The organism is Chitinophaga niastensis, assembly GCF_003014755.1.
Taxonomy (GTDB): domain Bacteria; phylum Bacteroidota; class Bacteroidia; order Chitinophagales; family Chitinophagaceae; genus Chitinophaga; species Chitinophaga niastensis.
The window spans coordinates 1,170,482-1,186,683 of record NZ_PYAW01000001.1; the positions used below are offsets into that span (position 1 = coordinate 1,170,482).

The 16,202-nt window shown below is 41.9% G+C and carries 9 protein-coding genes; 5 read left to right on the forward strand and 4 right to left on the reverse strand.

Annotated features, from left to right (window positions below; all coding sequences use genetic code 11):
- The first annotated feature begins 119 nt into the window (after positions 1 to 119).
- Both mfd and CLV51_RS04960 read left to right on the forward strand, forming a co-directional pair.
- Positions 120 to 3,491 (forward strand): transcription-repair coupling factor, encoded by a 3,372-nt coding sequence (gene mfd / locus CLV51_RS04955; RefSeq protein ID WP_106527582.1) that lies wholly within the window; start codon positions 120 to 122, stop codon positions 3,489 to 3,491.
- A 186-nt stretch (positions 3,492 to 3,677) separates the two neighbouring features.
- Positions 3,678 to 4,388 carry an SIMPL domain-containing protein gene (locus CLV51_RS04960; RefSeq protein WP_106526888.1) on the forward strand — a complete coding sequence of 237 codons (711 nt, stop codon included), beginning with the start codon at positions 3,678 to 3,680 and terminating at the stop codon, positions 4,386 to 4,388.
- A gap of 82 nt (positions 4,389 to 4,470) precedes the next feature.
- Here CLV51_RS04960 and CLV51_RS04965 read toward each other — a convergent pair whose 3' ends face one another.
- Together CLV51_RS04965 and CLV51_RS04970 are read right to left on the reverse strand one after the other, a co-directional pair.
- A complete protein-coding gene (locus CLV51_RS04965; protein ID WP_106526889.1) occupies positions 4,471 to 7,701 on the reverse strand; it encodes a TonB-dependent receptor in 3,231 nt (1,076 codons plus the stop codon).
- 317 nt (positions 7,702 to 8,018) lie between these two features.
- Positions 8,019 to 8,480 (reverse strand): hypothetical protein, encoded by a 462-nt coding sequence (locus CLV51_RS04970; RefSeq protein ID WP_146151223.1) that lies wholly within the window; start codon positions 8,478 to 8,480, stop codon positions 8,019 to 8,021.
- A gap of 306 nt (positions 8,481 to 8,786) precedes the next feature.
- On the opposite strand from CLV51_RS04970, the gene CLV51_RS04975 reads away from it, so the two are divergent.
- The gene (locus CLV51_RS04975; RefSeq protein ID WP_106526891.1) at positions 8,787 to 10,115 is read left to right on the forward strand and encodes an ATP-binding protein; all 1,329 of its coding nucleotides are present in this window, start codon (positions 8,787 to 8,789) and stop codon (positions 10,113 to 10,115) included.
- 5 nt (positions 10,116 to 10,120) lie between these two features.
- Positions 10,121 to 11,341 (forward strand): tetratricopeptide repeat protein, encoded by a 1,221-nt coding sequence (locus CLV51_RS04980; RefSeq protein WP_106526892.1) that lies wholly within the window; start codon positions 10,121 to 10,123, stop codon positions 11,339 to 11,341.
- A gap of 86 nt (positions 11,342 to 11,427) precedes the next feature.
- Here the strand turns inward: CLV51_RS04980 and gyrB are convergent, their stop codons facing one another.
- Complete coding sequence (gene gyrB / locus CLV51_RS04985) at positions 11,428 to 13,410, reverse strand: DNA topoisomerase (ATP-hydrolyzing) subunit B (protein WP_106526893.1); 1,983 nt, start codon at positions 13,408 to 13,410, stop codon at positions 11,428 to 11,430.
- A gap of 699 nt (positions 13,411 to 14,109) precedes the next feature.
- Here gyrB and CLV51_RS04990 point away from each other — a divergent pair.
- Positions 14,110 to 15,033, forward strand: a complete 924-nt coding sequence (locus tag CLV51_RS04990; protein WP_106526894.1) for a helix-turn-helix domain-containing protein — start codon at positions 14,110 to 14,112, stop codon at positions 15,031 to 15,033.
- A 560-nt stretch (positions 15,034 to 15,593) separates the two neighbouring features.
- Here CLV51_RS04990 and CLV51_RS05000 read toward each other — a convergent pair.
- Positions 15,594 to 16,061 carry a PepSY-like domain-containing protein gene (locus CLV51_RS05000; protein WP_106526896.1) on the reverse strand — a complete coding sequence of 156 codons (468 nt, stop codon included), beginning with the start codon at positions 16,059 to 16,061 and terminating at the stop codon, positions 15,594 to 15,596.
- Positions 16,062 to 16,202 lie beyond the last annotated feature (141 nt).

The following is a 16,202-nucleotide window of genomic DNA, read 5'->3' on the forward strand; positions in this document are numbered from 1 at the left end:
AGTTTGGTCGTATTGAATATAATGAAAATTCAGCCATTTATTTTCTGAAAAGTATTTATGGTATAAACTAAATATCTGCGGGTCAAAATCCCTAAATGTTCTTTACCTTTGCTGTCTTCATGAATTTACAGGCTGTATTACTACTTTTTCAACGTGATGCTCGCCTGCAGTCGCTGGTGAAGGGGATTCAATCACCCACCCCACAATACTTTCAGCTTTCCAACATTAGTGGGAGTGCAATAAATTTTGTGGCAGTAAGCACCTGGGCGCATGCAGATGCGAACCATCTCTTTATTTTAAACGATAAAGAGGAGGCAGCCTATTTCCATAACGATCTGGAACAACTCAGCCAGGCACTCGATATTTTTTATTTCCCGGACTCATTTAAAAAAACGGGTCAGTTTCACGAGCTGAACGGCAGCCATAGCATGCTGCGTACGGAAGCCCTCATGAAATTTTCCGGCGATTCCGTGCGCAAAAAAATTCTCGTTACCTATCCCGAAGCACTCTGGGAGAAGGTGGCAGGGAGTTCCGCTTTCAGTACCAACATGGTACAACTCAAAGTGGGCGATGTACTCAAAGTGGATCCCCTGCTGGAACGCTTGGTGGGCTGGGGGTTTCGAGCTACTGATTTTGTGTACGAACCCGGGCAATACGCAGTGAGAGGTGGTATCCTGGATATCTATTCTTTCGGCAATGAAAAGCCTTACCGTATTGAGTTATTTGGGGAAGATATAGATTCTATCCGTTTGTTTGATCCGGAAACGCAGCTGAGTGAGCGTAAACTCACACAGGTAACGCTGATCGCCAACATGGATACCCATTCGGCGGATCATACCAAAACATCGATTACGGAATTTCTGCCGGCCAATACAGTAGTATGGATGAAGGATCCCGGCTATGTACAAGGTGTGATAGAACAAATGGAACAGCGCCTGGATGATTGGCTGCAAACCGGTCAGAAAGTAAGAGTAGATGAGGATGAAGAAATGGTGCTGAAGGAAGATGATTTCGTGAAAGCCGCACCACTGGTACAACAGCTGCTGCAGAAACATACCATCGTATTCGGTAACAAAGACTGGTTAACTGAAAATGGTTATAAACCAGCCTCCATCGCCTTCGACACACAGGAACAACCCGTATTTAACCGGCAGTTTGATCTGCTGATCAAAGATCTCGGTAAACATAACAGCAATAAATATTCACTTTTTATATTCTCAGATAATCCCCGTCAGCTGGAACGCTTGCGGAGTATTTTCGAGGATCTGAAAGCAGATTTCGTATTCTTTCCCATTCCCGTAGCTATCAGCACCGGATTTATTGATCACTCGCTGAAGCTCGCTTGTTATACAGATCATCAGATTTTCCAGCGCTTCCACAAATACAAGGTAAAACAAGCCTACAACAAGAACAAGGCTATTACCATGAAAACCTTGCGGGAGTTGCAGTCTGGCGATTTTGTAACACATATTGATCACGGTGTGGGCATGTACAGTGGCTTACAGAAAATTGAAGTGGGTGGCAAAATGCAGGAAGCCATCCGCATCATTTACAAAAACAACGACCTGTTGTATGTAAATATCAACTCCCTGCATAAGATCAGTAAATATACCGGTAAGGAAGGCGTTGAACCTAAAGTAAATAAACTGGGTAGTGATGCCTGGGATAAGCTGAAGGAAAAAGCGAAAACACAGGTAAAAGATATTGCAAAAGACCTGATCCAGTTGTATGCTGTACGTAAGGCGCAGCAGGGGTTTGCACATACACCGGATACTTATCTGCAAACTGAGCTGGAAGCTTCATTTATTTATGAAGATACACCTGATCAGAGTAAAGCAACCGCAGATGTGAAACGCGATATGGAATCCCCTGCCCCGATGGATCGCCTGGTATGTGGTGATGTGGGTTTTGGTAAAACAGAAGTTGCTATCCGCGCTGCTTTCAAATCTATTGTAGATGGTAAACAGGCTGCTGTTTTAGTACCTACTACCATCCTTGCTTTCCAGCATTTTAAAACATTCTCAGATCGTCTTAAGGATTTCCCCTGTACGGTGGATTATATCAATCGCTTTAAATCTTCCAAAGAAAAAAAGGATACGCTCAAGCGCCTGGAAGAAGGAAAGATAGATATTATCATTGGCACGCATTCCTTGCTGGGCAAGGAAGTGAAGTTTAAAGACCTCGGTGTGCTGGTGGTAGATGAAGAACAGAAGTTTGGTGTATCTGCCAAAGAAAAACTGAAGCAGATAAAACATAATGTAGATACCCTTACACTAACGGCAACGCCTATACCGAGAACATTACAGTTTTCGCTGATGGGTGCCCGTGACCTTTCCATTATCAATACACCGCCGCCTAACCGCCAGGCTATTGAAACGGAAGTACAGGTATTTAACCAGGATCTGATCCGTGATGCGATCTACTTTGAAGCAGAGAGAGGCGGACAGGTATACTTCATTCACAACCGTGTGAAAGGCCTCAAAGAAATGGCCGGATTAATCCAGGGCCTTTGCCCTGATTTGTCCATCGCCACGGCCCATGGCCAGTTAGAAGGACATCAGCTGGAAGAAGTGATCCTCGATTTCATTGACCGCAAATACGATGTACTGGTTTGTACCAACATCGTGGAAAGCGGTGTGGATATTCCCAATGCAAACACTATCATCATTAATAATGCGCACCACTTTGGTTTAAGTGACCTGCACCAGTTGCGTGGTCGTGTTGGACGCAGCAATAAAAAAGCATTCTGTTACCTGTTGGCGCCGCCACTGAGTACCCTGCCTTCAGATGGCCGTAAACGTCTGCAAACACTGGAACAGCATAGTGAGCTGGGAAGTGGCTTCCAGATTGCCATGCGCGACCTTGATATCCGTGGTGCCGGTAACCTCCTGGGCGGTGAACAAAGCGGCTTTATGGCCGAAATAGGCTTTGATATGTACCAGAAAATTCTGGACGAAGCCATTCGCGAACTGAAACAAAATGAATTCCGTGATCTGTTTAAAGATCAGCTGGAAGAAAAGAAAGATTTCGTGAGCGACTGTACCATTGATACAGACCTGGAAATACTGATCCCGGATACCTATATTGAAAGCATTCAGGAACGTCTGAACCTCTACCAGGAGCTGGATAATATTATGGAAGAAGGTAAACTGCAGGACTTTGCTGCAGACATGGTAGACCGCTTTGGTCCTATGCCTGAACCAGTTAAAGATTTGCTGACAGCTATCCGTTGCCGTTGGATGGCTATACAGCTGGGCTTTGAGAAATTAATGCTTAAAGAAGAAAACCTGCGCTGCTATTTCATCAACAACCCTGATTCTCCTTATTTTGAATCTCCTACGTTCAATCATATATTAACGTATATCCAAACCCGTACAAATAACGCCAAATTAAAACAGGTAGGTAAAAACTTCATGTTAGTGGCTTCCCGCATTCGTAATATGAATGATCTGCACGACTTCCTCAAAGCGATGACTGATAGTCGCAAATAATTTTCCGCTGTAACATAATCTCTGCATAATCGTTTCATAAACAATATGAAATGCATATTTCTATTTCTATAAGTGAATAATGCAGGAAATTTTTTTCATCTCATTTGTGGAATCACTTTATGTAGCAGCATCATGAAGGTGTAATTAACAACGAACACAATTTTTAAAATAGAAAAACAACGACACATGAAAAAGGTAATGTTATTAGCAGCAGGATTATTTTTTACGCTGAGTACTTTTGCACAACAGACAGACAACAAGCCACCGGTAAAAAAGATCGAAGTAAACGGATCTGCTGAAATGGAAATTACACCAGATGAAATTTATCTCAATATCACCTTACGTGAATATGTAAAAGGTAAAACAAAAACAGAGATAAGTATCTTGGAAAAACAACTGCAGAAAGCTGTAATAGATGCTGGTATTGCAAAAGAGAACTTCACCATTGAAAACGTATTCGGTAATAACTACGACTGGTTACGTAAAAAGAAAGATCCGTTGGAATTTATGGCGCGTAAACAATACCGTCTTAAATTAAGCAAACTGGATAAAGTAAATGAGATCTTAGGTGCAGTGGATGCAGAAGGTATTGAAAATGCAAGAATCGCATCTTATACATCCAGCAAAATGGAAGCTTATCGCAAAGAGGTAAAAATAAAAGCACTGCAGGCAGCTAAAGAAAAAGCAGAATATATGCTGGCTGCTATCGGTAATAAAATTGATGGTGTTATAGAAATTCAGGAAATAGGTACAGATAATTACAGTGATGTACGTCCTGAAATGAGTAACATGTATATGGCTAAGGCTCGCAACACCAGCGAAGATGCAATGCCGGACATCGATTTTAAAACCATTAAAATTCGTGCGGAAGTAAGAACCGTATTTGCTATCAAATAATTTCCCGGAGGTTTAATATATAAAAAAAGAGGTTGTCTCATTACGAGACAACCTCTTTTTTTATATATAGGACGAAATAAAATTAGAAACTATATCTCAGGCCCAGCTGCATCTGATGACGGGATGCAAAGAAATCTTTTGAATATGGAGAACCCGGAGTAGAGAAAGTGTAAGTTGGATAATTATTTACCACTTTACCGGTTGGGTTCAGACCAACACTCGCAGAAGAGTTGAAAGTATTTGGTGTGAAGTATTGGATACCCCAATCTTTATTCAGCAGGTTGGTAACGTTTACGATATCGTAAGTCAGTGTCAGTGTGTGTACACGTTTACCAGCCTTGAAGTTATAGTCCTGGCTGAAACGGAAGTCAGCTTGTGTATTCCATGGAGTACGTCCGCCGTTACGTTCTGTGAACTGACCTTTACGACCGTTCAGGTATTTATCACTACCAACATAAGTCATGAAATCATTTGCCTGTTGTGCAGCTGTTTTACCAGCAACGATATCAGTAAAGAAGTTGGTAGCTTCTGCTACATCTTTAGGAATATACGCCAGACTTACCTGCTGAGGTGTATTTTGTATAGTAGCATTTACGAAACCGTAAGTGTAAGGAAGACCGGAAGAGGTGTTAAAGAAGGCAGAGAAATTAGATACCCATTTGCCTTTAGTGCCCCAATCCTGTTTGTAGCTAACGGTTGCAACGATACGGTTACGAACATCAAAGTTAGAATAAGCAAGACCCGGTTTATTTGGGTTCAGTGCCTGGTTCAGCTGCCAGTTAGATTCCATTGAGTTACGGATACCGTTGGTCAGATCCTTAGCCTGTCCATAAGTATAAGCTACCATGAAGTTCAGACCAAATGGAAATACTTTGGAAACTTGTCCGGTAATGCTGTAACGGTAACCCTGATCTGTATTAGACAAGAGGTAAGCGTTTGTGTACAGCGGATTGATCTTTTTACCAGAGAAGATCGGCTGTTGTTTATTTACATCGTAAGCGTAGTAAGTAGGATTATCTGCCAGGTTAACCTGTTGGAATTGCAGATCTTTGATCACTTTGGTATAGATACCTTCGATAGTGAATTTCCACTGGTCATGAGTAGTGTAATCTAATGCCAGACTGCTTCTCCATACCTGTGGCATTTTGAAGTTGTTATCGATCATATCTACCTGTGTAGCACCACCTGCATTTTTTACATCTACACCATTCTGTGTTGCGAAATCAGCAATACCATTAGCAGAAGGTTTTGCAGCCGGGTTAGGTGCGTTTACAAATGGTTTAGCAGAAGCTTTCTGATCGTAAGCGCCGTAAGTAACACCATTGTTATAGAATGCGTAACCTAACCATGCGAATGGAATACGACCTGTGAAGAAGCCGCTACCACCACGTAATACCAGGCTGTTATCACCTTTGATATCGTAGTTAAAGCCTAAGCGTGGAGAGATTTGTACATTGTTCAGGAAATCATTTTTGATGTCCTGTGGTTTTGTATAAGTATAGGTAGTGCCGTAGTTAGCATCTACTGGTGCTTTAATGGTTTTATCACTCAAAGGCTGTTTGTTAGGAATACCGGTATAATCGATACGGATACCTGGAGTGATTTTGAAGCGGTCAGTGATCTGGATTTCATCCTGTCCGTATACGCTCAGCAAGTTAGCTTTGAACTGTGCAGGAGGATTAGCCATGATATAATCACGTGAATTGTTGGTGTAGTTATAGTTACCACGTACACGTGCAGGATTGTTTGCCAGGAAGTCTTCTACATTGTTGTAATCCAGACGTCCGTTCCATGAGTTTACAAAACCATAGGTGATGTTATAAAACTCATTGTGCGTACCTAAGGTAATAGTGTGATTGCCTTTGAACAATGTTACGTTATCAGTTATTTCAAACGTTTTTTGTTTCATATTAAAGATGCTCGCTTCACGGTCAGTACCGAGGAAGATAGTAGAACCAGGAGTTCTTCCTTTAATCTGAATTTGTGGTACAGCAGGATCAGACAGTGGATCTCTGTAGTCATGCACATTTGAGTAACCCAGGATCAGGCTGTTAGACACCATGCTGTTGAAATTACTTTTCAATTCTGCAACAGTAGATGACTGGTTGTTAACCTGCTTAAAATCGATGCCTTTGAAACGGAAGTTCTGTTGGTCACGTTCCAGGTTAGTTGCTTCTGAAGTGATAGTATTATTACGGATAGACAACTGGTGTTTATCATTGATATGCCAGTCTAATCTATTAAAGAATTTGTTAGAGTTAGAATAGATGCTGGTGTTACCTGCAGTACCTGCATCTACACCGTAGCTTTTCATTACGGCTGTAATATCAGCTGCATCTTTCTCTGACAGGATTCCACCACCATCAGCAGAACCTGCTGCGAGGATTACCGGATCAACGCGACGGGTAATTTCTTCGTTAGTGAAGAAGAATAATTTGTTTTTGATGATAGGGAAACCTACACGTACACCTGTTTGATATTCGTGAAAATCACTAGGTAATTTAGCACCGTCACCGGCGTTGTTTTTACCGATCATGGAGGCGTTACGGCCGTATCCATATATGGAACCATGTACTTCATTGGTACCGCTGCGTGTTACCGCATTTACGCTACCACCTAAGAAGTTACCTACTTTCACATCAAATGGTGCCAGTAATACCTGTACATCCTGGATAGCATCCAATGATACCGGGTTAGTACGGGTGCTGCTACCAGGTTGACCGCTGGTGCTGCTTTGACCACCTAAGGAAGGACTAAAGCCAATCGCATCGTTGTTGATAGCACCATCCAGCGTTACGTTATTATAACGGTAGTTGGTTCCGAGGAAGGAGTTATTGTTGCTCTGAGGAGTAACCTTTGTTAAATCCTGCAAGCTGCGGCTCAGGGTAGGCAAGGTTTTGATTTGTTCCTGCCCTACTCTGGTGCCACCTGCTTTTCCGCCGGCGTTGCCAGTTACTACTACTTCACTCAAAGCAGTAGATTCTTCCTGTAGTTTAAAGTTGTAGCTGGTAGTTCCCAGTCCAAGGTTCACATCTGCCTTGACTTCTTTCTTATAACCAATAAATGATACTGTAATAGTATAAGGACCACCCGGGTTCAGGTTAGGCAGTATATAACGGCCATCGTTATTGGTTTGAACCCCCGATTTGGCGCCGTTACTGTTGTTCACAATTACCACAGTAACGCCGGGAATAGCCTGACCACCAGGATCGGATACTTTACCCGATATGATCGATGTAGTGATCTGTGCCTGTGCACTGTTGTAGAAAAAGATTACAATAAAGCTAGCTAGTAGCGTAAAGAATGATTTCATAAACTTGATGTAAGTATTTACAGGTGCAAAGGAAACAGTCTAAAGCAACCAGAATGTTAACAGATTATTACGTAATTGTTAAGGACAACATAAAGCAATCACAAATATGCCTGGTGACTCGTTTTTTGGGTTAAAATAACATCATGTTTAGTGGCGTGCGTAAACTCTATGTTAACAGTGCGGAGAAAAATGAATAGAAATTATTTGTTAACTGAATGTAAACAATAAAAGAGATAAAGTAACCTTAACGTATATACGAAAATAAAAAGCCCCGCCTTTATAGGCAGGGCAGGCTCAAAGAAAAATTCAAAAAGATGTTAATTAATATCGACTTTAAAAGTCCCGTCCGTTAAAGGTTTTTCAATTACACCATCGGTTAATTGACCAGAGAATGTTCCCTCTGCATACTTACTATTAATGCTCGTTATATTTACTTTAATATATTTACTCAGAAAGCCGGTTCCTTTCAGTTGTTGCACATTCATCAGCGACAGGTTTACCTGCTGATCAAATGAACCTGTATGAATGGAATCAGGAAAAGTGATCATTAATTGCAGATGATAACTAAAGTTGTTAGTCACCCCATCTACTATTAGCGTTTTCTTACCCACAACAACAGTATCAGTAAAACTTGCAGTTGTTGCATTGGAGTTATAGGAGATACTATCCACTTTTAAAGAAAAAGTACCTGCTGGTTTTGCCGAATCTTTTTTGTTACAACTGGCCAGCCCTATTCCTGATGCGGCAATAACGGCTACCATTAATAATTTCATACGCATAGTGTAAGTTTTTTGTTTAGGTATGCCATTTTTGAAAAAGAGAAACCAGTGCCGGCCGCTGTAATGCGCGGCCAGCAATAATTTAAATCAACATAGGATACTGGTTAGGTCTGTTGGCATAGGGATAAAAATGCACTGCAATATATGTATAAAAAAATGAATTAAATAAAATATATATAGGTAAGCAATTAATTTATTGGTTATCAGCAGATAGCTTCGGGGAGATGAAAATACCATAATTAACAATTTTTTTGTGTCTTAATTACGTATTATTACGGGGTCACTGAACTTTCAATCAAGCACATTATGTCATCGGAAGTAATAAAGCAATTACAGGAGGCGGTACAGTTTTCGCCGGAGAATGTGCCTTTACGCATGCATCTGGCGCAGGTACTGCTACAGGATTATGAATACACAGCGGCAGAGGAGCAATACAGAAAAGTACTGGAGTTATCATCGGCCAACACGGCCGCTCAGCTTGGCCTGGCGCGTACCTTCTATCATCAGCAAAAATATTCAGCGGCTATAGTCGTACTGGAGCAACTGGAACATAGAGAGCCGGATCATTTTGATGCGCTGCTATTACATTGCCGCATCCTCGTGAAGGAACAATCCATGCCGCAGGCACAAGAACTATATCAGCATCTCCTGCAAATAAATCCAGGCTTCCGCGACGAAGCCCTGGATGCACTTTTTCGCGTTGCCCAGCAACCACAGATTTCTTTCAATGGAGAAGATGAGGAGGAAGAAGGAGAAGAAAGCCTGTTTATGCTGGAGAAACCGGAAATCAATTTTTCCGATGTAGGTGGTATGGAAAGAGAAAAGCAGGAAATCGATCTGAAGATTATTAAACCACTGCAATTTCCTGATCTATATAAGGCATACGGGAAAAAAGCCGGTGGTGGTATTTTGTTGTATGGCCCTCCGGGTTGTGGCAAAACCTACCTGGCCAAAGCCACCGCAGGGCAAATTCAGGCAGAATTTATTAATGTAGGCATTCACGATGTATTGGACATGTGGGTGGGCACCAGCGAAAAAAATCTGCATAGTCTGTTTGAGCTGGCACGACAGAGCAAGCCATGCGTGCTTTTCTTTGATGAGGTGGACGCATTGGGAGCCAATCGTACATCGCTCCGTCAAACGGGGGCTACACATATTATTAATCAGTTCCTCGCAGAAATGGATGGCATTGCTGCCAGCAACGAAAATATACTCATCATTGGCGCTACCAATGCGCCCTGGAGCCTGGACCCGGCATTTCGCCGTCCTGGCCGTTTCGACAGGATCATTTTCGTAGCGCCCCCGGAAGCAAATGGCAGGGAGGAAATCCTGAAGCTGCAACTCCGCGACAAACCAGTGGCAGATGTAAACTACAGCGCACTGGCAAAAGTAACCGCCGGTTATTCCGGCGCTGATCTGAAAGCAATTGTAGATATTGCTACAGAAGAAAAATTGCTGGAAGCGCTCCAGAAAGGAGTACAACAGCCTATCACACAAAAAGAATTATTAAAAGCCGCTAAAACACATAAACCTACCACAAGGGAATGGTTTAATACTGCCCGTAATTATGCGCTGTATTCAAATGAAACCGGTCTTTATGATGATGTTTTGAAATACCTGGATATTAAGAAATAAGATTTATGGCTGTATTAATTCAGCGCGCTCAAATTCTTGTACAACAAGGTCGCTTTGAGGATGCATTTACTCCGCTGCGTCAGCATCTGAGCTCAAATGCGCATGATACGGACGGGCTCTTTCTGCTTGCTGTATGCTACATGGAAACAGGTAATATGGAGGAAGCAGCGCGTGTAGCAAGTAATACCCTCAGCTTTGCCCCCAATGATGATCGTTTTCTCTATCTGCAAGCCAGAATAGCCTTCATGAACAATCAATATAATGAGGCGATAAAAGCTATCAGTGGTGCAGTGGCTATTAATCCTCATCATGCGGATTATTTTAGCATGTGGAGTCAGATATTGCTGTATAAGAAGGATTATGAAGGCGCGCTTCACAAAGCAGAGGAAGGGCTGGCCATTAACCCGGAAGATGAAGCCTGCCTTAACCTGCGTTCCCATGCTTTGTTTAACCTGGGTAAAAAAGAAGAAGCATTCTCAGATTTGCATGAAGCGTTGGAGCATAATCCTGAAAACGCCTACACCCACGCCAATCTTGGTTGGAAATGGCTGGAGGCAGGAGATCAGCGTAAATCACTGGAACATTTTCGGGAATCTTTAAAGATAAACCCGAATAATGAATGGGCCAGAAATGGCATGGTACAAGCTATTAAAGCAAAATACTGGCTATACCGGCAATTCCTGAACTACGCATTTTTTATGGGCCGGCAAAAGGCCCGTACGCAATGGATTATCATCATCGGTATTTTTATATTAACACAGATTGCCAGCCGGGTGTTTTTCCCGGTATACGTATTGCTGGCGCTGCTGGCGGTTTCTACATGGCTCATCACACCTGTCAGTAATCTTTTCCTGTGGCTAAATCCTTATGGCAGATACGCACTCAGTCCGGAGCAAACCAAAGTATCCAATATTGTTGGTTGTTTGCTGTTAGTTGCACTCTTAGCTGCCGGTGCTTTCTGGATCACTGCTATTCCTGGTTTGCTGGCATTATGCATTTGTACAGCTGTACTGTTATTCCCGGCTTCGGGTTTGTATATGCCTAATAGTACTAAAAACCGACGCATCGTAAAGTGGTATACATTGGGGCTGGCGGCTTCAGGCGCGTTAGGTATAGGATATGCTTTTATTGCAGGATATGCATTAAATATATTCGTTGCCGTTATGCTGATAGGAGTATTCCTGTATCAGTTTTTAGCGAATTATATACTTACGAGAGAAGGATAACTTTCGACAATAGTTTTTATAATAAAAAAAATCCTTCCGCTGAAAACGGAAGGATTTTTTATTATAACATGAACGTATATACGTAATTAAGCATCAATCTTCGCATACTTCGCGTGAGATTCAATAAATGCTCTGCGTGGAGGAACTTCATCTCCCATCAGCATACTGAATACACGGTCAGCTTCTGCTGCGCTTTCAATGGTAACCTGTTTCAGGGTACGGTGTTCAGGGTTCATGGTAGTATCCCACAGTTGCTCTGCGTTCATCTCTCCCAAACCTTTATAACGCTGAATAGTTACGCTGTCTTCTTTGCCGCCACCAGCTAATTTTACAGTAGCTGCTTTACGCTCTTCTTCTGTCCAGGCGTAAGTTTGCTCCTTACCTTTTTTCACGAGGTACAATGGTGGTTGTGCAATGTATACATAACCCTGTTCTACCATCGCTTTCATGTAACGGAAAATGAAGGTCAGGATCAATGTTGCAATGTGGCTACCATCCACATCGGCATCCGTCATGATGATAAGCTTGTGATACCGCAGTTTGGAGAGATTCAGGGCTTTGTCATCTTCTTCTGTACCAATGGTTACACCAAGTGCAGTAAAGATATTCTTGATTTCATTATCCTCGTAGATCTTGTGCTCCATGGCTTTCTCCACGTTCAGGATCTTACCACGCAATGGCAGAATAGCCTGATAGTTACGGTTACGGCCTTGTTTGGCAGTACCACCCGCCGAGTCTCCTTCGACAAGGTACAATTCACATTTGGTAGGGTCGTTATCGGAGCAATCGGCCAGTTTACCAGGCAAACCGCTACCGGTCATTACACTCTTGCGTTGTACCAGCTGACGGGCCTTACGGGCAGCTTCACGGGCCTGTGCGGCCAGCACCACTTTATTGATAATAGTTTTTGCTTCACGTGGATTTTCTTCCAGGAAAGCATCCAGTACAGCAGCTACAGAGCTATCTACCACTCCCATTACATCGGAGTTACCGAGTTTGGTTTTGGTTTGTCCTTCAAACTGTGGCTCAGGAACTTTCACACTGATAATCGCACTCAATCCTTCACGGAAGTCATCACCGGTTACTTCGATCTTCGATTTCTCGAACATCTTATTCTTATCACCATAAGATTTGAATACACGGGTAATAGCGCGGCGGAAACCGGCTACGTGTGTACCACCTTCAATGGTGTTGATGTTATTAACGTAAGAGAAAATGTTTTCACTGAATGCATCGTTATACACCAGCGCTACCTCTACTGATACATTGGAAACCGGTTCATGTACTTCTACATAAATAGGTGCTGGTAACAGTGGGTTACGGCGGCCGTTTTTGTCGAGCATCTGAATAAACTCTTTGATACCACCTTCACTGTAGAAAGTTTCGCAGAAATTAACGCCTGCATCATCCTTTTCACGCTCATCAGTTAACGTAATCTTGATTTTGCGGTTCAGGTAAGATAATTCGCGTAAACGACCTGCGAGTATTTCGCGGTTGTAGGTAGTTTCCTTGAAAATTTCACCATCCGGTTTGAAGTGTATAGTAGTACCGGTTACTCCACTAACGCCTATTTCACGTACAGAATACTGTGGTGCACCGCGGTGAAACTCCTGTTCAAATAATTTGCCTTCAGTTTCTACTGTTACATGCAGTACTTCACTCAGGGCATTCACGCAGCTCACACCCACACCGTGCAAACCACCGGACACCTTATAAGTGTTCTTGTCAAATTTACCACCGGCGTGGAGTACCGTCATTACAACTTCCAGGGCAGAACGGCCTTCCTTAGGCATGATACCAACAGGAATACCACGACCATCATCCTTTACGCGGATAGAGTTATCCTCCAGGATGGTAACGTCAATATTTTTGCAGTATCCGGCAAGGGCTTCATCAATAGAGTTATCTACCACCTCATAAACCAGGTGGTGGAGACCCTTGACGCCAATATCGCCGATATACATGGCTGGACGCTTACGTACGGCTTCCAGACCTTCCAATACCTGTATACTCCCAGCATCATATTTGTTGCTGCTGGGGCTGGGTGCTTGCACTAATTCTTCGCTCATATGTTGGTGTAAAATCTATTAGAAATAAAATCGGTAGACAATCATGCAAAAATACGAAAAATAAGCCTTATTTCCACAAAAGAACCCCTGTTTTTAAGTGGTGAGGATGTGCCAATTTTTCAGTTTGATATTTCCCGCGCCAGTAATGTCTTTTATGCCGGTAAACAGGATACTCCTTACCAGGTTAAAAAACGATTTTTTGATGTCCCGCGTATAAACAACATTGGCCACCCTTGCCTTTTCTCCCTCCAGAGGATTACTATCTCTGATAATCAATACGTTAGCTATCAGGCTAACCAGTCTTACGTGTAAAGCCCCTTATCTTGCCTCAAAAAAGCTATTTTCAGCCGCTGATATAACAATGCTATGTTGCCGATAGCTTTATATTCATCTCCTTTAATATAAAAGCCCGTTTCCTGTATGTCACAGGAACGGATTTCTACCTTGCCCAGTGGTTGGGTAACATTCTAATGCATCTTTATCAGTTTACCTATATTAAATTCACTTTTTCCCATCAGTTAAGTATAAATGAAATTTATACAAATAATCTTATTTCCCTGGTCTTTGATATATGTAGACAAATTTTCTTATGTTAGGACTACTTTGTAAGTGTATTGTCAAAACATGTTTGTTTAAAAAATGAATCCCTAAATTTGTGGCGTTCTTAATAATCGAAAGGCGTTCTAATAACAGATAAAAGTGAAGGAAATTCAGGAAATATTGTCTTTAGCCATTCCGCAACCCGCTATGAGCGACCAGTTACAGCTGGCGGAAGAGGATAGTGTGTCAGTACCCGATTGTCTTGACTTTACGCTGCAACGTTTCGTATATGATAAACCGTTGCCTGTTGAAGATGTGGCGATGGTTATTTATCAGCCGGCAAAAAGGGGCCAGGCTGCTGCTATTGAGCTTCGGTATTGTGTAGCAGGAAGTAAATATTGTAAGAACCCTTCCTGTACAGATCAATTATGTGCAGAAGGTAAAAAGGAAGCTTGTTCAGACAGGGTTCCTTCTGTAGACCTGGTTACAGTACGCTTTCAACCAGCATTTATACAATCTCTGCAAAAAGGAACTACTACTTTCTCTTTATTTGAAAATCAAACCCGCAAACCTTTTGTGAAAACCATTCAACCCTGCACTAAATCTAAGGCAGTGTTGGAAACCATGGTGCATCACGATTATGAAGGTATGCTGAAGAATATATTTTTGCAAAGCCGGGCCCTGGATCTGCTCCTGTACAGCTCCGACCAGTTTATGCAAAATGATACGGACGAACGCTATGGTTGCCGCTTCCTGACTCATCTGGAGGATCGTGAAAAAATAGAGAAAGCCCGTGGCGTTTTACTGGAACAACTGGATTCTCCCATCACTATTCGTGACCTCGCACGCCGGGTAGCCATGAATGAATGCTACCTGAAGAAAGGCTTCAAAGCAATGTATGGCACTACCATTTACGATTATTTCCAGAAAGAAAGAATGGAAAAGGCCAAAGGATTGCTCTATGAAAAGGGTATGTCTGTTTCTGAAGTAGCTATGCTGATGGGATACTCCTGCATCTCCCACTTTTCTACTGCCTTTAAAAAGCATACGGGCCTCAAGCCTTGTGAACTGCTGCTACGCTAGTTTTGCCTTAATTCAAGCCATTTAAAGCCCATATAACATTACACCAATCTGTTTCAAAATTTTTGAAAACGATGTTGTGCATTTAAGCGTAGTCCTCATCGGGCGCGGCTTTATTACTATTTCCTCTTTTGATCATTTCTTTTCCCGATTTGAAAAGCAACAGAAAAATTATAATCCTTTCTTTGTAACACGATGGGCAGATATCTATCTGTAGATCCTATAAGCTTCCTTATTAGATTTGACCATGGGAGAAGCTTAGCTGGCAAAAAAAAGTAAGTAAAGCCATAAATTATACTTGCATTCTTATCAAACACCATTGAATTAAAGTGCACTCTTTGCCAGATAAGTTTCTACCAGATTTTATAAAGTCGTCTGCTTCTGCAGGCGACTTTTATTTTGCCCGGTACACAGTGAGTATGATGTTATAGTGATAATGAAGTGTGATGGAGGGGAACGTTTACTGATTGGGATTATAAGTGGTTTTTATAAATGAAAAAACCCCGCCCAAAAGAGCAGGGTCTGTCCTATTTATCCCTATACCTATGAAATACAAATTTGTGTTATTCAGTGATAGTGCCTGCTTCGTTCAACAACACTGCTTTCTCTGCACCATTATCCTGAATATTTACTTTGTAGTATGCAGCTACATCTGATCTCTCAATTTTCCAGCCATCTTTTATGGTTGCTGCCGGATATTTTGTTTTCAGTGTACTAGTCACTGATCCCGGAAGAGTTTGAGCATCATATGCACTTCGTGTGGCAATCCACTTGCCATCTGCATCGTACTCTGCAATTGTTTTTATATTGTCTTTTTGGAAACTTACTGTCCAATGTCCTGCACTTGTCTTTGTCCACTTGGCATCTGTTGTTCCCGCAAAATTCTGATCAAAAGAACTTTTAACTGCTGCAGGAGCTTGTACCGCTGTAGCAACTATTTTTTTTGTTTTCTTAACTGATTTTTTTTGCTGTGCAAAAGTTATGCCGGAAGTGAATAGAACCGCACAAAAAATTAACGTCAACTTTTTCATATTGATATGGTTTTTTCCGTTGGGCTAAAATTAATTACTAGGTTTTTCTAATCTTCCTGGCTAGAGTACTAAAACAATGCCAAAAACGCAAAATAAATGCTCTTTATTGTAAATTACTAAAATTCCAATATAAAATATTTA